Annotated in this window: 22 protein-coding genes; 15 read left to right on the top strand and 7 right to left on the bottom strand. The window is 63.8% G+C overall.

Translation table 11 applies throughout. The features are described 5' to 3' along the window. Positions 1–33: 33 nt before the first annotated feature. Positions 34–675: a hypothetical protein gene (locus CBW24_RS13350; RefSeq protein ID WP_097373872.1), complete on the top strand. Its 642-nt coding sequence runs from the start codon at positions 34–36 to the stop codon at positions 673–675. An 84-nt stretch (positions 676–759) separates the two neighbouring features. Here the strand turns inward: CBW24_RS13350 and CBW24_RS13345 are convergent, their stop codons facing one another. The 6 genes from CBW24_RS13345 to tldD form a co-directional block, all read right to left on the bottom strand. Then, positions 760–1,389 carry a CoA transferase subunit B gene (locus tag CBW24_RS13345; RefSeq protein WP_088664638.1) on the bottom strand — a complete coding sequence of 210 codons (630 nt, stop codon included), beginning with the start codon at positions 1,387–1,389 and terminating at the stop codon, positions 760–762. An 11-nt stretch (positions 1,390–1,400) separates the two neighbouring features. Beyond that, complete coding sequence (locus CBW24_RS13340) at positions 1,401–2,444, bottom strand: PAS domain-containing protein (RefSeq protein WP_097373871.1); 1,044 nt, start codon at positions 2,442–2,444, stop codon at positions 1,401–1,403. Positions 2,445–2,450: 6 nt separating this feature from the next. Continuing rightward, complete coding sequence (locus CBW24_RS13335) at positions 2,451–3,146, bottom strand: CoA transferase subunit A (protein WP_088664636.1); 696 nt, start codon at positions 3,144–3,146, stop codon at positions 2,451–2,453. 235 nt (positions 3,147–3,381) lie between these two features. Beyond that, positions 3,382–6,075, bottom strand: coding sequence for a type I DNA topoisomerase (topA, locus tag CBW24_RS13330; RefSeq protein ID WP_097373870.1), 2,694 nt, complete (start codon positions 6,073–6,075; stop codon positions 3,382–3,384). Between the two features lie 145 nt (positions 6,076–6,220). After that, positions 6,221–7,456, bottom strand: a complete 1,236-nt coding sequence (dprA, locus tag CBW24_RS13325; protein WP_097374246.1) for a DNA-processing protein DprA — start codon at positions 7,454–7,456, stop codon at positions 6,221–6,223. Between the two features lie 125 nt (positions 7,457–7,581). Beyond that, complete coding sequence (gene tldD / locus CBW24_RS13320; RefSeq protein WP_097373869.1) at positions 7,582–9,003, bottom strand: metalloprotease TldD; 1,422 nt, start codon at positions 9,001–9,003, stop codon at positions 7,582–7,584. Between the two features lie 246 nt (positions 9,004–9,249). Between tldD and coxB the strand changes: the two genes are divergently transcribed. From coxB to CBW24_RS13275, 9 genes are all read left to right on the top strand, one after another. Then, positions 9,250–10,173 (top strand): cytochrome c oxidase subunit II, encoded by a 924-nt coding sequence (gene coxB, locus CBW24_RS13315; protein WP_088664632.1) that lies wholly within the window; start codon positions 9,250–9,252, stop codon positions 10,171–10,173. 185 nt (positions 10,174–10,358) lie between these two features. After that, positions 10,359–11,309, top strand: coding sequence for a heme o synthase (gene cyoE / locus CBW24_RS13310; protein WP_097373868.1), 951 nt, complete (start codon positions 10,359–10,361; stop codon positions 11,307–11,309). Then, positions 11,306–11,503, top strand: a complete 198-nt coding sequence (locus tag CBW24_RS13305) for a cytochrome c oxidase system small membrane protein (protein ID WP_097373867.1) — start codon at positions 11,306–11,308, stop codon at positions 11,501–11,503. The genes cyoE and CBW24_RS13305 overlap by 4 nt, the downstream gene beginning before the upstream one ends. After that, positions 11,500–12,114 carry a cytochrome c oxidase assembly protein gene (locus tag CBW24_RS13300; RefSeq protein WP_088664629.1) on the top strand — a complete coding sequence of 205 codons (615 nt, stop codon included), beginning with the start codon at positions 11,500–11,502 and terminating at the stop codon, positions 12,112–12,114. The genes CBW24_RS13305 and CBW24_RS13300 overlap by 4 nt, the downstream gene beginning before the upstream one ends. A gap of 25 nt (positions 12,115–12,139) precedes the next feature. After that, positions 12,140–12,931, top strand: coding sequence for a cytochrome c oxidase subunit 3 (locus CBW24_RS13295; RefSeq protein WP_088664628.1), 792 nt, complete (start codon positions 12,140–12,142; stop codon positions 12,929–12,931). A 133-nt stretch (positions 12,932–13,064) separates the two neighbouring features. Then, the gene (locus tag CBW24_RS13290) at positions 13,065–13,829 is read left to right on the top strand and encodes an SURF1 family protein (protein ID WP_097373866.1); all 765 of its coding nucleotides are present in this window, start codon (positions 13,065–13,067) and stop codon (positions 13,827–13,829) included. Between the two features lie 11 nt (positions 13,830–13,840). Beyond that, a complete protein-coding gene (gene thrC / locus CBW24_RS13285) occupies positions 13,841–15,226 on the top strand; it encodes a threonine synthase (RefSeq protein ID WP_097373865.1) in 1,386 nt (461 codons plus the stop codon). Further along, positions 15,227–16,489, top strand: a complete 1,263-nt coding sequence (locus CBW24_RS13280; protein ID WP_097373864.1) for a M16 family metallopeptidase — start codon at positions 15,227–15,229, stop codon at positions 16,487–16,489. Beyond that, the gene (locus CBW24_RS13275; protein WP_088664624.1) at positions 16,489–17,073 is read left to right on the top strand and encodes a GNAT family N-acetyltransferase; all 585 of its coding nucleotides are present in this window, start codon (positions 16,489–16,491) and stop codon (positions 17,071–17,073) included. Before CBW24_RS13280 ends, CBW24_RS13275 begins: the two co-directional genes overlap by 1 nt. Positions 17,074–17,082: 9 nt before the next feature. Here the strand turns inward: CBW24_RS13275 and CBW24_RS13270 are convergent, their stop codons facing one another. Further along, positions 17,083–17,400 (bottom strand): DUF1244 domain-containing protein, encoded by a 318-nt coding sequence (locus CBW24_RS13270; RefSeq protein ID WP_097373863.1) that lies wholly within the window; start codon positions 17,398–17,400, stop codon positions 17,083–17,085. Positions 17,401–17,673: 273 nt separating this feature from the next. Between CBW24_RS13270 and pyk the strand changes: the two genes are divergently transcribed. The 5 genes from pyk to pheS all read left to right on the top strand — a co-directional run bounded on the left by pyk (position 17,674) and on the right by pheS (position 21,638). Further along, the gene (gene pyk, locus CBW24_RS13265) at positions 17,674–19,122 is read left to right on the top strand and encodes a pyruvate kinase (RefSeq protein WP_088664622.1); all 1,449 of its coding nucleotides are present in this window, start codon (positions 17,674–17,676) and stop codon (positions 19,120–19,122) included. A 95-nt stretch (positions 19,123–19,217) separates the two neighbouring features. Continuing rightward, positions 19,218–19,442: a hypothetical protein gene (locus tag CBW24_RS13260; protein ID WP_088664621.1), complete on the top strand. Its 225-nt coding sequence runs from the start codon at positions 19,218–19,220 to the stop codon at positions 19,440–19,442. A gap of 156 nt (positions 19,443–19,598) precedes the next feature. Next, positions 19,599–19,799: a 50S ribosomal protein L35 gene (gene rpmI / locus CBW24_RS13255; protein WP_088664620.1), complete on the top strand. Its 201-nt coding sequence runs from the start codon at positions 19,599–19,601 to the stop codon at positions 19,797–19,799. A 12-nt stretch (positions 19,800–19,811) separates the two neighbouring features. After that, positions 19,812–20,177: a 50S ribosomal protein L20 gene (gene rplT / locus CBW24_RS13250; RefSeq protein ID WP_088664619.1), complete on the top strand. Its 366-nt coding sequence runs from the start codon at positions 19,812–19,814 to the stop codon at positions 20,175–20,177. 399 nt (positions 20,178–20,576) lie between these two features. Next, positions 20,577–21,638, top strand: a complete 1,062-nt coding sequence (gene pheS / locus CBW24_RS13245; protein ID WP_097373862.1) for a phenylalanine--tRNA ligase subunit alpha — start codon at positions 20,577–20,579, stop codon at positions 21,636–21,638. Positions 21,639–21,748 lie beyond the last annotated feature (110 nt).

Raw genomic sequence — 21,748 nt, 5'->3', positions numbered from 1 at the left:
AGAGGCACTGCACCGAAAATCAGGAGACGACACATGAAACGCTTTATGATCACGACGGCCCTCGTTGCCGGTATGTCCACCGCCGCTTTTGCCCAGGACGGCAACATTGAAGCATCCGTGGATCAGTATTTCACCGCTCAAGGTCTCGAATATAGCGCCTCCGCGCTGACCGAAGATCAGCTGGACGCTGTGTACCAGATCGTGACGTCGACCGAATCGCCCGCTGATCAGCAGGCCAAGATCGAAGCCATCATCGGCACCGAAGCCAATGTCACCGTCATCAACACGGTGCCCGGCCCGACTGGCGAAGATCAGCTGCGCACTGCCGTGATGCAGGGTCTGACCGAGGAAGGTATTTCGGACGTCGACGTAAACATGCTGAACAACGCTCAGCTGACCGGCATCTACGACACGCTCAATTCCGAGATGAGCGCGCTGGAAACCAAAAACCGCATCGACGCTCTGGTTGCCACGACCGCGACCGCCGATGTCGACATGCAGAACATGGACAGCGTCCAACTGCGTGAAAGCGTCGAAGTTTCGCTGACCCAGTGGGGCTACGAAGTTGACGTCGACGCGCTATCCGACGAGCAGGTCAACGAACTGTACCTTGCGCTGAACAACGGCTCTGACGCCGAGAAGCGCAACTCGGTCGACGAGATCCTGATGAAATAAGGCTGACCTCCTTCGGGAGCCTGCCACTCACGGAAAAGGGGTGCCCTCGGGCACCCCTTTTTTTATCGCTAGCATTTACGACGCTTAGTTGACGAGGGTAGCTTCCGTCGCGGCGCGCACTTCGTCTTCGGTGACACCCTCAGCCAGTTCAACCAGCTTCAGCCCGCCTTCGACAACGTCGAGCACGCAGAGATTGGTGATGATCCGATCCACGACCCCGGTGCCGGTGAGCGGCAGGGTGCATTCTTTCAGCACCTTCGACTCACCCTTCTTGTTCGTATGATCCATGACGATGACGACCCGCTTGACGCCAGCGACCAGATCCATCGCGCCGCCCATACCTTTGATGAGCTTGCCGGGGATCATCCAGTTCGCCAGATCGCCGTTCTCGGCCACTTCCATTGCGCCGAGGATCGCCATGGCAATCTTGCCGCCGCGGATCATCGCAAAGGACTGCGCGCTGTCGAAATAGGCGGTATGGGGCAGTTCGGTGATCGTCTGCTTACCGGCGTTGATCAAATCGGGGTCTTCGCTGCCCTCGATGGGAAACGGGCCCATGCCGAGCATGCCGTTTTCCGACTGCAGCGTCACGTTCACCCCTTCGGGGATGTAGTTGCTGACCAGCGTCGGGATGCCAATCCCGAGGTTCACATACCAGCCATCCTGCAATTCCTGAGCGGCCCGAGCGGCCATCTGGTTACGATCCCAAGGCATGGGAAATCCTTTCAGCTGTCATTCGGCGTGATTTTAGGCACGTCGATGGTGATGATTGTTCCGGTATCGCCCCGGGTGATGTCGAACTTTCCGTCAAGGCTGTCGACAAGCCCTTGCATGATCTTGCCGCCAAGCGAGCCCGGCTTGGGCCATGTCAGCCCCTCCGGCATGCCGATGCCGTCATCTGCAACGACAAGACGAATGCCCCCAGACGACAGATTGGTCAGCCGCACCTCCAGCAGGCCGACATCGCGGCCTTCGAAGGCGTGCTGGAAAGCGTTGGTCACCACTTCCGACAACACCAGACCCAACTGGGTGGCATCGTGGGTGTTGGCGTCCACCGCTTCGATTTCGGTCGTAACGCGGACACCTGCGCGCCCGTCGATATGCGCAATCGAATTGACAATGCGCGACAGATAGGTGCCCAGCGGGATCACATCGCGATTGTTCATGTGATCCGACAGCGACATCTCCTCATAGAGAAGCTGCAGGCTTTCGATCCGTCGGGCCAGCGCGGCAAACCCGTCCGCATCGCCAGACTTGCGCGATTGCATACGGATCATGCCGACGATCATCGACAGGTGGTTCTTCACCCGATGCTGAATTTCGCTCAGATGATCATCCACCACGTCGCCCTGCCGGGCAGCGTCCCCTTCGGATTTGTCCGTGTCCTGCCCGACAGCCAGTTGCAGACCGACGAAATAGGCGCATTCCGAGTCGTGATCCTCGATTGGCGAAATCGTCAGCCGGTTGCGAAAGGCAACGCCATCGGCACGGTAGTTCAGGATCTCGACTGAGACATCCGTGCAATCCTCAATCGCCTGCCGTAATTGCGCGACTGTCTTGGGGTCGGTCTTCTCCCCCTGCAAAAACCGGCAGTTCCGCCCGATGGCGGCGGACCGGGAATATCCGGTCATCGCCTCGAACGCGCGATTGACGTAGATAATCGGGTTATCTTTCTGCCGGGGATCGGTCAGCACCATCGCGATGCGCGAGCGCGAGAAACGCTCGATCGCGCGGCTTTCGTCCATCGCGGAGATGTCCTGCGTGTCCATGCCGGATCAGGCGGCGCGCACAGTGCGCTGTTCGATCCGCTTCTCATGGTCGCCCTGAATCAGGCGGTGAACATAAATGCCCGGCAGGTGGATGTGATCGGGATCGATCGAGCCGGTGGGCACGATTTCCTCGACCTCAACCACGCAAACCTTGCCACAGGTGGCGGCGGGCGCGTTGAAGTTGCGGGCGGTCTTGCGGAAAACCAGATTGCCGGTCTCATCCGCCTTCCATGCCTTCACGATGGCCAGATCAGCAAAGATCCCTTCTTCGAGGATATAGGTCTCCCCGTTGAAATCCTTGTGCTCTTTGCCGTCGGCGATGACCGTGCCAACGCCGGTCTTGGTGTAGAAGCCGGGGATGCCCGCACCGCCGGCACGCATGCGTTCGGCCAACGTGCCTTGCGGGTTGAATTCGAGCTCCAGCTCACCCGACAGATACTGGCGCATGAATTCGGCGTTCTCGCCGACATAGGACGACATCATCTTCTTGATCTGGCGAGTTTGCAGCAGCACGCCGAGCCCGAAATCATCCACGCCACAATTGTTGGATGCGATGGTGATGTCCTTTGTGCCCGCGTCCCTGATCTGTGCGATCAGAAGCTCCGGAATGCCACAGAGGCCAAATCCGCCAGCGGCGATGAGCATGCCATCAAAGAGCAGCCCGTCCAGCGCTTCTTCCGCCGAACCGAAAACCTTTTTCATCGAGTCCCCTCCTGTCGATCCTCATCGTTTTGCAACTGCAGCACAGGGAAGTCAACGTAACGAAAGCCTGCACAGGCGCGCGATCCCGTCCTGAGCGGCCTTTAGGTGACGTAAGGGGGCATTCGCCGGGGGCCGGGAAGGCGGGGGCGTATGGGGCGCCGGGGGCCACATGAAAAACGGGCGGTGCCTATTGGCGCCGCCCGTCCTGTCTGTGACCGATATATGGCCGCCCGCCTCAGTCGGCGTCGGTCTCAGGCGCGGCTTTCTTCGCGGCAGGTTTCTTGGCCGCCGCAGACTTGGCGGCTGTGGATTTGGCCGCTGTTTTCGATGTTGTTGCCTTGGTCGTGGACTTTGCCGGGGCTTTCTTAGCCGCAGGTTTCTTTGCGGCGGGCTTTTTCGCAGTGGTCTTGGTCGCCGTCTTCTTCGGCGCGGCCTTCTTGCGGGTGCCCTTCTTGCTTGCCTTGGCGGTGATCAATTCGACGGCCATGTCCATCGTCACGTCATCGGGCTCCGTGCCCTTGGGCAGGGTGGCGTTGACCTTCTCCCATTTGACATACGGGCCATAGCGGCCTTCCATCACGTTGACGGGGCCACCATCGGTCGGATGCTCGCCCAGTTCGCGCAAGGGTTTCGCGGCCTGACCGCGGCCCCCGCGCGCGGCTTTCTTGGCAAGCTCCTCCATCGCGCGGTTCATGCCGATTTCGAACACCTCGTCGACCGAGGGCAGGTTGGCGTAGACGCGACCGTGTTTGACATACGGCCCGTAGCGTCCGATCCCGGCCTCGATCATCTCACCATCCTCGGGATGCGGACCGACGGGGCGGGGCAGCGACAGCAACATCACGGCCTTGCTCAGATCCATATCCTCGGTCGACCAGCCTTTCGGCAGCGACGCGCGCGGTGGCTTTGGCTGTTCCTCGGTCGCGTCACCCCGTTGGACATAAGGGCCAAAGCGGCCTTTGCGCAGGGTGATCGGCTCGCTCTGATCCTCGCCCAGCAGCTTGCCATCCGGGCCGATTTCGTCGCCTTCGGCCCCCGGCGGGCCAAACGGACGCGTAAAGCGGCATTCGGGGTAGTTCGAGCACCCGATGAATGCGCCACCAGACCGCGCCGTGCGCATCGACAGACGCCCCTGTCCGCAGTTCGGACACAGGCGCGGATCGGTGCCTTCGGGATTCGCCGGGAAGATATGAGGCTCCAGCACCTCGTTGATCTTCTCCAAAACCTCGGTGATGCGCAGTTCGGAGGTTTCCGCGATGGCGGCGGAGAAGTCGCGCCAGAACCGGTTCAGCACGTCCTTCCAATCCCGGTCGCCCGCCGACACATGGTCAAGCTGGTCTTCGAGATCGGCGGTAAAGTCATATTCCACGTAGCGGCGGAAGTAGTTTTCCAGAAACGCCGTGACCAAGCGTCCCTTGTCCTCGGGAATCAGGCGGTTCTTATCCTTGCGGACATATTCGCGGTCCTGAATCGTCGTGACGATGGAGGCGTAGGTGGACGGCCGGCCAATGCCCAACTCTTCCATCCGCTTGACCAGCGTTGCTTCGGTATAGCGCGGGGGCGGCTGGGTGAAATGCTGCTCGGGCGTGATGTCGCCCTTCTTGGCAGGTTCCCCCTGCGAGATCTGCGGCAGCCGCTTATCGTCGTCGTCGCCGTCGTCGTCGCGACCTTCCTCGTAGACGGCGATAAACCCGTCAAACAGCAGAACCTGCCCGGTAGCCCGCAGCGCGACCTGCCCGTCGGCAGAGCCGACCTCGACCGTGGTGCGTTCCAGCCGCGCGGCTTCCATCTGGCTGGCGATGGTCCGTTTCCAGATCAGGTCATAGAGCTTGCGCTGATCCGCATCCGTCAGCCGCAGCGAGGCCGCATCGCGGGTCATGTCGGTGGGGCGAATACATTCATGCGCTTCCTGCGCGTTCTTGGCCTTGTTTTTATACATGCGCGGCGATTTCGGGACATAGTTCGCGCCGAACCGGTCCTTGATCGCGTCACGCGCAGCCATCACGGCCTCGGGTGCCATGTCGATGCCGTCGGTCCGCATATAGGTGATGAGACCGGCCTCATAGAGGCGCTGCGCTGCGCTCATGGTCTGCCGCGCACCCATGCCGAATTTACGGCTCGCTTCCTGCTGGAGGGTTGACGTCATGAACGGCGCGGAGGGATTGCGCGTGCCCGGCTTCGCCTCGACCGAGGTGACGGTCAAATCGCGCGAATTGATCGCCTGCACGGCCATCTCGGCCTGCGTTTCGTTCTCGATATCGTAACGGTCGAGCTTCTTGCCCGCCAACGTCACCAGCCGTGCTTCGTAGGTCTGGCCGCGCGGGGTCTGCATCACGGCCTTCACGGACCAGTATTCGCGGGCACGGAATGCTTCGATTTCCATCTCGCGCTCAACGATCAGGCGCAGACAGACCGATTGCACGCGCCCGGCGGATTTCGCACCCGGCAGCTTGCGCCACAGCACGGGCGACAGGTTGAAGCCCACCAGATAGTCGAGCGCACGGCGGGCGAGATACGCCTCCACCAGCGGGGCATCGACCTGGCGCGGGTTCTTCATCGCCTCGGTCACGGCGGATTTGGTAATGGCGTTGAACACCACGCGGCTGACGGCGGTGTCCTTCTTGATCGCCTTACGCTTGCGCAGGGCTTCCTCAAGGTGCCACGAAATCGCTTCGCCTTCGCGATCGGGGTCAGTGGCGAGGATCAGGGTATTGTCGCTGGCCAGCGCGTCGGCGATCGCCTTGACGTGCTTGCGGCTGTCCGTCGCAATTTCCCATTTCATGTCGAAATCATGCTCGGGGTCGACGGAGCCGTCCTTCGGGGGCAGGTCACGGACATGCCCGTAGGACGCCAGAACGGTGTAGTCATCGCCCAGATATTTGTTGATTGTCTTGGCCTTGGCGGGCGACTCGACGACGACGACTGGCATGGGACCCCTTTCGGAACGCGATCTGCTCATGGCTGCTCTTGGCGGCGCACATGTGGGGGCGGGGCGGGGATTGTCAATGCGCGGTAGCCTTTGCGCCGAGGCGGCGGGGCGTGGGTCGCGGCGCTGCGACGCGGGGTAGGCGGTGTTATTCGCGGCTCAGATAGCCGCCCGGTAGACGCTGAACCTCGCCGTCGATCTCCATCTCTTGCAGCGTCGCGACAAGCTGGGCGGCAGGGGTATCGGGAACCTGCGCAAAGAGCTGCGCTTCGGGCAACGGGGTGGCGCCAATCAGCGCGCTGATCCGCTGCCGCAGGCCCGCGCCCAGTCGCGGTGGCAGAGCGGCTTCGGCGCGGGGCGGCGCGGATCGCCCGTAGGGCGCAGGCGTGGCTGGCGGCTTCGACACCGCGCGGCGCGGTGCAGGTTGAGCGGCGGCGGGCAGGTCGAGCGCATCCAGCACATCGGCGGCAGAGCGCACCAGCCGTGCGCCATCCCGCAGCAGCATATTTGTTCCGGCCGCGCGCGGGTCGAGCGGATGGCCCGGAACGGCCAGCACCTCGCGCCCCTGATCCAGTGCGATGCGCGCCGTCATGAGCGACCCTGATCGCGCGGCGGCCTCCACCACCACGACCGCCCGCACCAGTCCTGACACGATCCGGTTACGGCGGGGGAAGTGGCGGGCGCGGGGCTGGGTGCCCGGTGGCATCTCCGACAGAATCACTCCGGTGCGGACGATATCGGCGCTGAGTGCAGCGTTTTCGCGCGGATAAACCGTATCGATCCCGCCCGCGATCACGGCGACGGTGCCCGCCTCCAACGCTGCGCGATGCGCGCTGGCATCAATGCCGCGGGCCAGCCCCGACACGACCGGCACCCCCGCCCGACCCAAATCGCGCGCCAAAAGCCCGGCCATCCGCAACCCAAGGCTCGAGGCATTGCGCGCGCCGATCAGGGCGATGCCGGGCGTGGTCAGAAGCCGGGCGGCAGGGGCGTCAGGCTGCCCGCAAAGGGCGCCTTGGCCCAACGCACCCAGCGCCCATAGCAGCGGCGGCGCGTCGTCCAGTTCTGCCAACAGAGGGGGGTAGCATGGCGCGCCTAGGGCGATCAGCCGCGCGCCCGCGCGGCGTCCTGCCCGCAATTCCATGTGGGCCTGATCGCGGGGGCAGGGACGGTAATCGGCGGTGCCGCTTGCCGCGGCGATAGCGGGAAGGGCGTCGAGCGCGGCGGCGGCGCTGCCGTCATGAGCGGTCATCAGCCGCCGGAAACTTGCCGGGCCGACCCGGCGAGAGCGCAAGAGACAGAGCCAGTCCAACAATTGCTCTTCCGTGGTGGGTGGTGCGAGGGGGGGTGGGGAAGAAAACAAGTCCACGCCGGTCCGCTCCATCTCTTGCCCCATCAGAGCTACTGTTGAATCGGTTAATGGCAGGTAAAGATTTCGACCCTCTAAACGGAAAAAGCGCGACCCTCGGGCCGCGCCTTTTGTCTGGCAGGCAGGATGCAGTGGGCGGGTCAGCCGGTCTGCGCGCCGCCCACCGTCAGCCCGCCAATCATCAGCGAAGGCTGGCCCACGCCGACGGGCACCCACTGCCCGGCCTTGCCGCAATTGCCGATGCCGGGATCAAGCGCCATGTCGTTGCCGATCGCGCGGATCTGCTGCAAGGCCGTGGCCCCGTCGCCGATCAGCGTCGCGCCCTTCACCGGCGCTCCGACCTGACCATGCTTCACCCGGTAGGCTTCGGTGCAGGAGAACACGAACTTACCGTTGGTGATGTCGACCTGCCCGCCGCCAAAGCCTACGGCGTAGATCCCGTCCTTCAGCCCGGCAAGGATATCCACCGGATCGCTGTCACCGCCCAGCATATAGGTGTTGGTCATGCGCGGCATCGGGATATGGGCGTAGCTTTCGCGGCGGCCGTTGCCTGTGGGGGCGACGCCCATCAACCGGGCGTTCTGCCGGTCCTGCATGTAACCCACCAGACGGCCATCCTCGATCAGCACGTTGCGGGCCGAGGGCGTGCCTTCGTCATCCACGGTGATCGAGCCGCGCCGGTCGGGCAGGGTGCCGTCATCCAGCACGGTCACTCCTTTGGCCGCGACCTGCTGCCCCATCAGCCCGGCAAAGGCCGAAGATTTCTTGCGGTTGAAGTCACCTTCAAGCCCGTGTCCCACCGCCTCGTGCAGCAGAATACCGGGCCAGCCGGGGCCAAGCACGACATCCATCACCCCGGCAGGCGCGGGCTCCGCCTCCAGATTGACCAGCGCGATGCGCAGCGCTTCGCGGGTGACACCCTGCCAATGGGCGGGATCGATGAGCCCGTCGAGCCCGAACCGTCCGCCGCCGCCCATGCCGCCCTGTTCGCGCCGGCCATTTTGTTCGACGATGAGCGAGACGTTGAGCCGCGCCATCGGGCGCACATCGGACACGCGCAGCCCGTCGGGGCGCAGGATTTCCACCTCCTGCAGCGACGCCGCCAGCGTGGCCGAAACCTGCACCACACGGGCATCGAGCCCGCGGGCGAAAGCGTCGATCTCGCGCAGCGTGTCGACCTTCACCGCAAAAGCGGCGCCCGCGATGGGATCTTCGTCACCGTAAAGCTTGCGGTTGGTGGGGGCGGGGCCCTCCGCCAGCACGCCGCCGCCGTCGCCCACCGCCAGCCGCGCGGTTTCAGAAGCCCGCGCGATCGCCGCTTCGCTGATTTCGGTCGAATGCGCGTAACCTGCGGTTTCACCTTTTACCGCGCGCAGGCCGAATCCCTCGGACGCATCGTAGCTGGCGTTGCGGATGCGGCCGTCATCGAACACCAGAACCTCGGAGCGGCGGCGTTCCAGAAACAATTCGCCATCCTCCGCCCCATCGGTCGCCGCGCGCAGCCGGGCGAGCGCGGTGGCTTCGTCGATCCGGGTCTCGAAGGGGCGAAACGCTGTGCTCATGGAACCTCCTGAAGCGTGGGCGGGACGGTGTCCCGCATGTTGCCACCGGACGTGGACGGGTCTGTGGCCGGGCTCTCGCGGCTGAATGACGCAAGAGATGCGCTTGTCCGGTGGGGTCTAATATGGTTTTAAGCGCGCAGGACACAACGGGTCACGGGCCGGGGCGGGTGTATCCGCTCCGATCGGGTCCTCAACGGGGGCCTTGCGCCCCGCAGCCCCGCTGCTGCATCGCGAACAGGATAGAAGATGGGTTTGACCAAGCTGCGTACCGGCCTGCGGGCCGCAACCTTCGCCCTCACCGGCAGCCTTTTTGCCGGTGCGGCTTTTGCGCAGGACACCAATGTCGTTGGTGATCTGGAAATCATCGGCCGCCCGAAGCCCCACGGCATCGGCTTCCAGCCGGCGGCGACCGGCATCGCGTCCGACGTGCATTGGCTCGACGGGATGGTTTTGCTGATCATCGCGGTCATCACCGTCTTTGTGGTCGGTCTGCTGGCTTATGTCATTTTGCGCTTCAACAGCCGGTCGAACCCGACCCCGGCGAAGTTCACCCATAACTCCCCGTTGGAAATCGCGTGGACGGTGGTGCCGATCCTGATCTTGATCTTCATCGGGGCGTTTTCGCTGCCGGTTCTGTTCAACCAGCAGGAAATCCCCGAAGGCGATGTGGTCGTGAAGGCCACCGGCTACCAGTGGTATTGGGGGTATGAATACCCCGAGCATGATCTGGCTTTCGACAGCTACATGATCGGCTCTCCGGCGACGGGCGGCGACTACACCCTGACCGCCGAGGTCGAGGCGCAGTTGCAGGACGCCGGCTATTCCCGCGACGAATTCCTGCTGGCCACCGATACCGCGATGGTCGTGCCCGTGGGGCAGACCGTGGTGGTTCAGGTCACCGGTGCCGACGTGATCCATTCGTGGACCGTGCCCGCCTTTGGCGTGAAGCAGGACGGCGTGCCGGGCCGCGTCGCTGAACTGTGGTTCGAAGTTGACCAGCCGGGCATCTATTTCGGCCAGTGTTCCGAACTGTGCGGCATCGCGCATGCGTATATGCCCATCACGGTAAAGGCCGTGCCGCAGGCGGAATACGAAGCTTGGCTTGACGGTGCGATCGAAACCTATGGCGGCACGCCGCGCCAGAAGCCTGTCGCCCGCATCGCGGAGTGATCCACCGCCGGGGCGCAGGCCGAACGGCCCGCCGCCCGCGATGTGCGAAATGATGGAGACCGCGGTGCCTGTGGCGCATCGCGGTCTCCCCGACGCCACCCAGCCGGGCCGTGCGTCCCGACCGCCCGCGCCGCAAATGCAGCGCGCGTCCGGGGTGCCACCGCAGCAAGGGAACCGGAGCTGACATGAGCGATACCGGACTTGACCACACGATGATCCAAGACCCTGCCGAACCCGGCTTTGGCGACTATGTGCGCCTGTTCAAGCCGCGGGTGATGTCGCTGGTCGTCTTTACCGCGCTGGTGGGCCTGCTGGTCGCGCCCGTGCAGGTGCATCCGATGGTGGGCTTTGCCTCGATCTTGTTCATTGCGTTGGGGGCTGGGGCCTCCGGCGCGCTGAACATGTGGTGGGACGCGGATATCGACCAGATCATGCGGCGCACGGCATCGCGTCCGGTGCCCTCGGGCAAGGTCGCACCGGGGGAGGCGCTGGGCCTCGGGATCGCGATTTCGGTGCTGTCGGTCATCATGCTGGCGCTCGCCGCGAACCTGTTTGCTGCGGCGTTGCTGGCCTTCACCATCTTCTTCTATGCCGTCATCTACACGATGTGGCTGAAACGCTCGACCCCGCAGAACATCGTCATCGGCGGTGCGGCGGGCGCGTTTCCTCCGATGGTCGGCTGGGCTGTCGCCACGGGCGGGGTCAGTGTCGAATCGGTGTTGATGTTTGCGCTGATCTTCCTGTGGACGCCGCCGCATTTCTGGGCGCTGGCCCTCTTCATGAAGAGCGATTACGCCGATGCGGGCGTGCCGATGCTGACCGTGACCCACGGACATGACGCCACCCGGCGGCAGATTTTTGGCTACACCGTGATCCTGTCGGTGCTGGCGGTCGGGCTTGGCTTTACCTCCATCGGCGGGCCGGTCTATCTGATCGCCGCGCTGGTGCTGAACGCGCTTTTCCTGCTGGGGGCTTGGCGCATCCGCGGGCGGGACACCGGCTCGGCCGAAGCCGATGGCTACGCGGTCGAGAAGAAGTTTTTCCGACTGTCGCTGATCTATCTGTTCCTGCATTTCGGCGCGCTTCTGGGCGACGCCACCCTGCGCGGGCTTGGCCTGTGGGGAGGCTGGGCATGATTCAGGCAGAGCATGAGCTGCACAAACGGCGGCGCGGACGCAATATTGGCGTCGGCGTTCTGCTGGCCGTGTTCATTGCGATCGTGTTTGGCCTGACGGTGGTCAAGGTCACCCGAGGCGATTTCGAACCGCCCCGCAACCAGTTGGAGCAGGGGGGCACTGCACCCGTTACTCAACCGGAGGCTGGCCAATGAAGCTGACACCCCAGAAAACCGCACTCGGCCTTGTTGGCGTCGTGGTGATGATGGCGGGCTTTGCGTGGGCGGCGGTGCCGTTCTACAGCTGGTTTTGTCAGGTCACGGGCTTTGGCGGCACAACCGCCGTGGCCGAGGAGGGCGCTGATCGCGTGCTCGACCGTGAGATGCTGGTGCGCTTCGATGCCAATACGGACCGTGAGATGCCGTGGGAGTTCAAACCGGTGCAGCGCGAGATGCGCATTCGCATCGGGGAGACGGGCCTTGCCTTCTACGAGGCGTATAACCCGACCGACCGGGTGATCACGGGCAGCGCGACCTACAATGTCGCCCCCTACATCGCGGGCGGCTTCTTTGCGAAAATCGACTGCTTCTGCTTTACCGAGCAGACGTTGCAGCCGGGGGAGCGGGTGCAGATGCCCGTGACCTTCTATGTTGACCCCGAAATCGTCGATGACCGGGATGCCAAGTATACAAAGGCAATCACCCTGTCCTATACGTTCTACGAGACCGAGCCATCCGAATCCGGCCCTGCGGCGCAAGCCGACCCGCAGGATCAGGCGGCGCTCGACCAGACCCCTTCCGCGCAAGCGGAAACCGATGTGAACTAAAAGAAGCGGAGCCGAGGGACGTCCGATGGCGCACGAGAAAAACCACGACTACCACATCATCAACCCGTCGATCTGGCCGTTCCTGGCTTCGGTCGGGGCGTTTGTCATGCTCTTCGGGGCCGTGATGTGGTTCCAGGCCAATGGGCCTTGGATGTTCCTGATCGGCCTTGCGCTGGTCCTCTACGTGATGTTCGCGTGGTGGTCCGACGTGGTCGAGGAAAGCGCCGCTGGCGATCACACCCCCGTGGTGCGGATCGGCCTGCGCTACGGCTTCATCATGTTCATCATGTCCGAAGTCATGTTCTTTGCCGCGTGGTTCTGGAGCTTCTTCAAGCACGCGCTTTACCCGATGGAGACTTTCTCCGAAGGCATGTGGCCGCCGCCGTCGATCGAAACCTTCGATCCGTGGCACTTGCCGTTGATCAACACGCTGATCCTGCTGTGTTCCGGCTGTGCCGTGACCTGGGCGCACCACGCGCTGGTCCACGAAAACAACCGCAAGGATCTGAAGAACGGTCTGATCCTCGCCGTTGTGCTGGGCGCGATCTTCACCTTCTTCCAGGCCTACGAATACACCCACGCCGCATTTGGCTTCTCGGGCAATATCTACGGCGCCAACTTCTTTATGGCGACGGGCTTCCACGGGGCGCATGTGGTCATCGGCACGATCTTCTTGTTCGTGTGCTGGCTGCGGGCGCTGCGGGGCGACTTTACGCCCGAGAAGCATATCGGCTTCGAAGCGGCGGCTTGGTATTGGCACTTTGTCGACGTGGTGTGGCTGTTCCTGTTCGGTGCGATCTACATCTGGGGCGGCTGAGCCAACCCTCGCATGACAAACGAAGGCGCGGGGGCGATCCCGCGCCTTCGGCGTTTCCGGTGACCTTCATCACCTAAGCGAGGCGGCTTGTCCGTCCGCCGCCTCCCATCTTTCCGCCGTCAAGGAGAACCCAATGACCCGCACCAAGCCCCGTTCCCCGCTGCTATCCACCGTGATCGCGCTGGTCGTCGGGGTGTTCGGGGTCGTGGTGCTCGGATGGCTCGGAACATGGCAGTTGCAGCGGCTTGCATGGAAAGAGGCGATCCTGACGGAGATCGAAACCCGCATCACCGCCGATCCCCGCCCCTTGCCCGAAACATTCGACCCTGAACGTGACCGCTACCTGCCGGTGAAGGTGACGGGCACCATCGGGGCGGAGCCGATCCTGATCCTAGCTTCCGTCAAGGAAGTCGGTGCGGTGCACCGTGTGCTGGGTGTGCTGACCACCGATGACGGGCGGCGCATTCTGATCGACCGCGGGGTGCGGCCCTTTGGCGATCCTCTTCCCGACGAAGGGGAGATCACCGGCACGTTCACCGGCAATCTTCATTGGCCGGACGAGTTGAACAAATACACGCCCGAACGTGACGAGAGCGGCCTGTGGTTCGCCCGCGACGTGCCCACCCTGTCCGAGGTTTATGGCACTGAGCCCACATTGCTGGTCCTGCGCCACGCGGAGCCCGCCAGCGCGACGGTCACGCCGCTGCCCGTCAGCACGCAAGGTATTCCGAACGATCATTTGGGCTATGCGGTGCAGTGGTTCGGGCTGGCGCTGGTCTGGGCGGGGATGACAGTCTACTTCCTGTGGAGTATCAGGCGGCGCAAGCAGATCCCCGCAGGGCGCCGTACCGACACCGATCCCGGTGCCGCCGCGCCCGCGCCTTCCGACGCTGAGTGAAAGACCGACCCATGCGCTATATCTCGACCCGCGGCAAAGCCCCGGTGCTGTCCTTCGAAGAGGCGATGCTGACCGGGCTTGCCCGTGACGGCGGGCTCTACCTGCCCGAAACCATCCCGACCATGACCGAGGATGAGATCGCAGCGCTTGCCGGCCTGCCCTATGAGGAGGTCGCGTTCCGCGTGATGTGGCCTTATGTCGGCGAAAGCTTCGCCGAGGAAGAATTCCGCGGCATCATCGCCCGCGCCTATGCCGAGTTCGGCCATGTCGCCCGCGCACCGCTGAAGCAATTGGCCCCGAACCATTTCCTGCTGGAGCTGTTCCACGGGCCGACGCTGGCGTTCAAGGATTTCGCCATGCAGTTGATCGGTCAGCTGTTCGAGGCGGCGCTGAAGCGGCGCGGCGACCGGGTGACGATTGTCGGCGCGACCTCCGGCGATACCGGCTCTGCCGCGATCGAGGCGTTTCGCGGGCTCGATGCCGTCGATGTGTTCATCCTGTACCCGCATGGCCGGGTGTCCGAGGTGCAGCGTCGGCAGATGACCACGCCTTCCGAGTCCAATGTTCATGCGCTGGCACTCGACGGTCATTTCGATGACTGTCAGGCGGCGGTGAAGGACATGTTCAACGATTTCGACTTCCGCGATAGCGTGGGGCTGGCCGGGGTCAATTCCATCAACTGGGCGCGCGTGCTGGCACAGGTGGTATACTACTTTACCGCCGCGGTGGCGCTGGGTGCGCCCGCGCGCAAGATCAGCTTCACCGTGCCCACCGGTAATTTCGGCGACATCTTTGCGGGCTATATCGCGCGGCGCATGGGACTGCCGATCGAGCAGCTGGTGATCGCCACCAACCAGAACGACATTCTGCATCGCGCGATCACCACCGGGGCGTATAAAACCGATGGTGTCAGCCCGTCGATCAGCCCGTCGATGGACATTCAGGTCAGTTCCAACTTCGAGCGGGCGTTGTTCTACGCCCATGACGGTGATGGCGCGGCGGTTGCGGCATTGATGGACGAGCTGAAATCCGAAGGCGGCTTCACCATTTCGCAAGGCGCGCTGGAGAGCCTGCGCGAGACCTTCGCTTCGGGGCGCGTGTCGGAGGAGGAAACCTCTGCCACCATCGCGCGGCTGCGCGCGGAAACGGGGGAGATCCTGTGCCCGCACAGCGCCGTCGGCGTGCACGTGGCCGAACAGCACCTTGGCGCCACGCCGATGGTGACGCTGGCTACCGCCCATCCGGCCAAATTCCCCGACGCGGTCGAGGCCGCGACCGGCATCCGCCCGCCCCTTCCAAATCGGATGGCGGATCTTTATGAGCGGGACGAACGGGTGACGCGGATCGCCAACGATCTGGGCGCCATTGAGGATCTGATCAGGGAGCGGCGCGCCTAAGTGACCATTCGACAGGACACACTCGCCAACGGCTTGACCGTGGTGACCGAACACATGCCGTCCATGGGCTCCGCCACGATCGGGGTCTGGGTGTCGGCCGGCGGCCGCCACGAGCGGGCCGAGCAGAATGGCATCGCCCATTTTCTGGAGCATATGGCGTTCAAGGGCACGGCCCGGCGCAGCCCGCTGCAGATCGCCGAGGAGATCGAAAATGTAGGCGGTTACATCAACGCCTACACCTCGCGCGAGCAGACGGCCTATTACGCCCGCGTGCTGGAGGCCGATGTGCCGCTGGCGCTGGATGTGATCGCCGATATCGTGCTGAACCCGGTATTCGACGCGCGCGAGATCGAGGTGGAGCGCGGTGTGATCCTGTCCGAAATCGGCCAGTCCAACGACACCCCCGACGACATCATCTTCGATTGGTTGCAGGAGGTCGCCTATCCCGATCAGGCCTTCGGTCGCACGATCCTTGGCCCTGCCGAGCGGATCAAATCGTTTTCGCGCGCCGATCTTTCGGGCTTCGTAGCCGAGCGGTATGCACCGGGTAAGATGGTGCTGTCTGCCGCCGGGGCTGTAGATCATGACGCGATTCTGCGGCTGGCCGAGGATCTGTTCGGGCATCTGCCCGCGCATCCCGGACTTGCGACCGAAGCTGCACGATTCTCCGGTGGGGAACGGCGCGAGGTCAAGCAGTTGGAGCAGGTGCATTTCACGCTGGCCTTCGAAGGGCCGGGCTACAGCGATCCGGGCTTCCGCACCGCGCAGATCTACGCGGGGTTGATGGGCGGGGGCATGTCGTCGCGCCTGTTTCAGGAAGCGCGCGAAAAACGTGGCCTGTGCTACACGATCTTTGCGCAGGCGGGCTCCTATACCGATACCGGCATGATGACGATCTACGCGGGCACCTCTGCTGCCGATATCGGCGGGCTGGTTGATCTGACACTAGACGAATTGCGCCGTGTCACTACGGATCTGGGGGAGGAGGAACTCGCCCGCGCCCGTGCCCAAATGAAAGCCGGTCTGCTGATGGGGCTGGAAAGCCCCTCGGCGCGGGCTGAACGCATGGCACGCTACATCTCGGTCTTTGGCCGGGTGCCGGATCTGACCCAATCGCTGGCGCAGATCGATGCGGTCACCCGTCAGGACGTCATGCGCTTTGCCGAAGGGCTGGTGGCGCAGGGGCGGCCTGCGATGGCGCTATACGGTCCCGCGGGGGATGCGCCCGATCTTGCGCGGATGCAGGACAGGCTTGCTGCCTGATGCGGCTTGGCCGGCGGAAGATGCGGATCGTGACGGAGCGCATGGTGCTGCGTCCACCCACCCATGGCGATTTTCGTGCGTGGACATCGCTCCGCCGCGATTCCGTCGCCTTTCTCCAGCCGTGGGAGCCTGCTTGGGCTGACGATCATCTGACCCGGCGGGCATTCACCAACCGGGTCTACTGGTCCCAGCGCGCGTTAAGCCAAGGCACAGCGTTGCCGCTGTTCTTGATCCGGGCCGAGGACGAAGTGCTGGTGGGCGCGATCACCCTGGACAATATCCGGCGCGGCCCGGCAATGACCGGCACGCTGGGCTACTGGATCGGCGCGCCCTTTGCCCGGCGGGGCTACATGACCGAAGCGATCCGCGGCCTGACCCATCACGCCTTCGACGCGCTGGATCTAAGCCGGATCGAAGCCGCCTGCCTGCCGGAAAACACCGCATCCCGCGGGGTGCTGGAAGGCAGCGGTTTCAAATACGAAGGGGTCGCGCAGTCCTACCTGCAAATCGACGGGCGCTGGCGCAACCATGTGCTTTACGCCAACCTGCGCCGGGACCGCCGCGGGCGCACGGATGTCGGCTAGGCTTCGGCGTCAGGTCTCGCTGTCGTCTTTGTGGCTGTCATTAAACGCGGCCTGCTGCGTCGGGCTCGCATCGGTTTGATGCTCGGCCACCCATTGCGCGTAGGGCATGCCGTAGAACGCCTCGCGCCCTTTGGCCTTGTCCATGTCGATGCCGCGCGCATTCGCAGCTTCCTGATACCAGCGGCTCAGACAATTGCGACAGAACCCGGCCATGTTCATCAGGTCGATGTTCTGCACGTCGGTGCGGTCTTCCATCAGATGTTTCTGCAACCGGCGAAAGGCAGCGGCTTCCAGTTCGAGGCGGGTTTGAGCGTCTAGATCGGGCATCGGTCGTCTCCCTATGTGCTGCATGATGGAATCGCGCATCCGTGGGGGAATGTCCATTGGGCCGCCATTCGGCAACCGGATCGTTACATGTTGCGGATAGGGCAGGGCGCATGGGCACGCCGCAGCCGCGCCACGGGTTGCTCAAAGAACAGGCGCTAGCACCGCATCGGGCTGGAAATCCGTGGCCTTTAGCGCTAACGATCCCGTAAACGAGGAGACCGCCGGCGCGGACACTGCCCGCCCGGCCCCATCAAACCGAAAGAAGGACCGCCGATGAGACGGATGCGTAACGTCAAGATCGTGGCCACACTCGGCCCTGCTTCCACCGATTACGAGGTGGTGCGGGCTTTGTTCGAGGCCGGGGCCGACGTTTTCCGGCTGAACATGAGCCACGGCTCCCATGACGAAATCCGCGAGCGGCATGCGACGATCCGCCGGATCGAGGAGGAGACGGGCCGCCCAATCTGCATTCTGGCCGATCTTCAGGGGCCGAAGCTGCGCTGCGGCGTTTTTGCGGGCGACAGCGAAGAGCTGCTCGAAGGCGCGAAATTCCGCTTTGATCTCGACACCGCCGAGGGCGACGCCACCCGCGTCTGCCTGCCGCACCCCGAGATCTTTGCCGCGCTTGAACCGGGGTCTACCCTGCTGGTGAACGACGGGAAAATCCGCCTGAAGGTGATCGACTGCTCGCCCGAGCACGCCGATTGCGAAGTCATCGTCGGCGGCCAGATCTCCAACCGCAAGGGCGTGAACGTCCCCGATGTGGTGCTGCCGCTGGCCGCCCTGTCCGAGAAGGATCGCGCCGATCTGGAATTCGTTTGCGATCTGGGCGTCGATTGGCTGGCGCTGTCCTTTGTGCAGCGCGCCGCCGATGTGGAAGAAGCCCGCAAACTGGCCCGTGGCCGTGCCGCGATCCTGTCCAAGATCGAAAAGCCCGCTGCCGTGACCGCCTATGACAGCATCCTTGCGGCCTCCGACGGGATTATGGTCGCCCGTGGCGATCTGGGCGTGGAACTGCCGGTGCAGAATGTGCCGCCAATTCAGAAACGTCTGATCCGGGGTGCGCGCGCCGCTGCCAAGCCGGTGATCGTCGCGACGCAGATGCTCGAATCGATGATCGAAAGCCCGGTGCCGACCCGCGCCGAAGTGTCGGACGTGGCTGCCGCGATCTACGAAGGCACCGACGCGGTGATGCTGTCTGCGGAATCCGCGGCTGGCAGCTACCCGGTCGAAGCCGTCACCACGATGCACAAAGTCGCGGTGGAGGTCGAAAGCGACCCGACCTATCGCGATGTGATCGAGGCCAGCCGCCGTCATGGCAAACGCGAAACCGTGGCCGATGGCATTGTCTCGGCGGCGCGTCAGATCGCGGAAACCACGGACATCAAGGCCATCGCCTGTTTCACCCAATCGGGCACCACCGCGTCGCTCGCCGCGCGCGAACGTCCGCGCGTGCCGATCATCGCGCTGACCACCGAGATGAAAACCGCGCGCCAGCTTTGCCTGACATGGGGCACCAATTGCGCCGTGACCGGCACGGTGAACCGGTTCAAGGATGCGGTAATCTCGGCGGCGCGTGCAGCGCGGTCCGGAGGGTTCGCGACCGAGGCAGACCAGATCGTCGTGATCGCGGGCGTTCCGTTCAACGTGCGCGGCTCGACCAACATCCTGCGGGTCGCGCCCTGTGAAGAACGCTTGATTTACAGCGCCGACCCCGAGTAACCAAGTTTGGTCCGGCGGCGGTTCCGCCGGACCTTGGCCGCCCGCGCGGCTGGACCGGCCCGGCTGTGAAGCCCGGCAACAGGGGAGGCGCAGGGGTGGATCCTGATCTGATTTTGGTGATTGGCATGGTGATCGGTGTGCTCTCGATCCCGTCGCTTTTGGGGGCTTACTCCGAAAGCCGCACACCCCGCGCCGGGGCGATCATGGTGATGATTGCGGCGGGGTTGATCTCGGTCGCCATCATGCAGAACCCCGGTGGCTATACCTTTGGCGAACTGCCGGACGTGTTCTTCAATGTCGTGGCGCGCGTGCTGAACTGATCCGGTAGGTCATTGTGCCGGTCGCATCGGCGACAAACCCGACCGAATCCCCTTGCCATACTGGGCGCCCGCGCCTATACGGCGCCTCTGATCCACGTGGCGGGCCGAGAGGCATGCCTTGCCGCGTTCCGAAGACCCCAGACGAAGGAGTGTCAAATGCCCAAGATGAAGACGAAATCGAGCGCCAAAAAGCGCTTTAAGATGACGGCCTCCGGCCGCGTCAAGGCCGGTCAGGCCGGCAAGCGCCACGGCATGATCAAGCGGACGACGAAGTTCATCCGTGACGCCCGCGGCACCACCCTCTTGTCGAAGCCCGATGAGGGCATCGTCAAGAAATACATGCCCTACGCGCGCTAAGGAGGTCGGAACATGGCACGAGTCAAAGGCGGTGTTGTCACCCACGCCCGTCACAAGAAGGTCATCAAGGCAGCGAAAGGCTACTATGGCCGCCGCTCCACGAACTTCCGCGTCGCAACCCAGGCCGTCGACAAGGCGAACCAGTACGCCACGCGCGACCGCAAGGCACGCAAGCGTCAGTTCCGCGCTCTGTGGATCCAGCGGATCAACGCCGCTGTGCGCAGCCACGACGAAGCGCTGACCTATTCGCGTTTCATCAACGGCCTCGCACTGGCTGGCATCGAAGTCGACCGTAAGGTTCTGGCCGATCTCGCCGTGAACGAGCCCGATGCATTCGGCTCGATCGTTGCACAGGTAAAGACCGCGCTCGCCGCCTAAGGCTGCACCGCGCGATGAATAGAAGGGCCGTCCCCCCGGGGGCGGCCCTTTTTCGTTGCGGGTGGAGCGGGGAGCTTCCGCCCGCGAACAAGGCCAAAGGCCGCGCGGGCGAGCGCCTGCCCGGCCTCGCGGGCTGGCGCTTTGCCACCTCACGCTGACCTCTGAGCGGGGAGGTGTGTGATTGGGATAAAGCGCACCAATCGATTGTTGCAGCGCCATCCCCCGGGCAGGCTTGCGTTGCACAATAGGGCGAGGAACGACGCAGCGCATACGCCCACAACCCAGCGCGCCCGCCCTCCCCCCTCTCCCCAAAGCAGGCACCCCCGCCCATACCCCTGCCTCTTGCTTTCGGGGCGGGGTGTGATACCCCCTCGGCCCGAACGAAGGCGGAGTGTTCCGATGGACGACCTCAGACAAAAATACATCGACCTGATTGCCGGAGCCTCTGACGAGGCGGCGCTTGAGGCGCTGCGCGTGCAGGCCGTGGGCAAGAAAGGCGAGGTCAGCCTGAAGATGCGCGAGCTGGGCAAGATGACCCCGGAGGAGCGCAAATCCGCGGGCCCCGCGCTCAACGCCCTGAAAGATGGGATCAATAGCGCGCTGGCGGGCAAAAAGGCCGCGTTGGCCGATGCCGCGCTGGACGAGCGTCTGAAATCCGAATGGCTCGACGTGACCCTGCCGGGCCGTCCGCAGCGCCGGGGCACCATCCACCCGGTCAGTCAGGTGACCGAAGAGGTCACCGCGATCTTTGCCGATATGGGCTTTGCCGTGGCCGAGGGCCCGCAGGTCGAAACCGCATGGTATAACTTCGATGCCCTGAACATCCCCGGCCATCACCCTGCGCGGGCGGAGATGGACACGTTCTACATGGCCGGAGATAGCGACGAGCCGCATGTGTTGCGCACCCATACCTCTCCGGTGCAGATCCGCTCCATGCAGCAGCGTGGTGCGCCCATTCGCACAATCTCTCCGGGCCGGGTCTACCGTTCGGATTACGACCAGACCCATACGCCGATGTTCCATCAGGTCGAAGGGCTGGCGATCGACCGCGATATTTCGATGGCTAACCTGAAATGGGTGCTGGAGGAGTTCTTCTCTGCCTATTTCGGCACCAAGGTCAAAACCCGCTTCCGCGCCTCGCATTTCCCCTTCACCGAACCTTCGGCCGAGGTCGACATTCAGTGTTCGTGGCAGGACGGCACGCTGAAGGTCGGCGAAGGCGACGGCTGGCTGGAGGTTCTGGGCTCCGGAATGGTGCATCCGCATGTGTTGCGCTCCGGAGGGATTGACCCGGATCAGTGGCAGGGCTTTGCCTTTGGGATGGGGATCGACCGGATCGCCATGCTGAAATACGGGATCCCCGATCTGCGCGCCTTCTTTGACAGCGACCTGCGCTGGCTGCGGCATTACGGGTTTGCCGCGCTTGATGCGCCGTCGCTGCATGCCGGGCTCGTGGCCTGAGCAGGCGACAGCCAGATTTGCCAACCCCATGAAAAAGGCGGCCCGCGCAAGCGAGCCGCCTTTGTTAATCACGAGGATACGGGTTGGCGCGGGGTAGGGGGCAGCTTACC

This window comes from Pacificitalea manganoxidans, assembly GCF_002504165.1.
Classification (GTDB): Bacteria; Pseudomonadota; Alphaproteobacteria; order Rhodobacterales; family Rhodobacteraceae; genus Pacificitalea; species Pacificitalea manganoxidans.
Note: the sequence above shows the minus strand (reverse complement) of the source record. Positions and strands in the feature narration are given on the sequence as shown.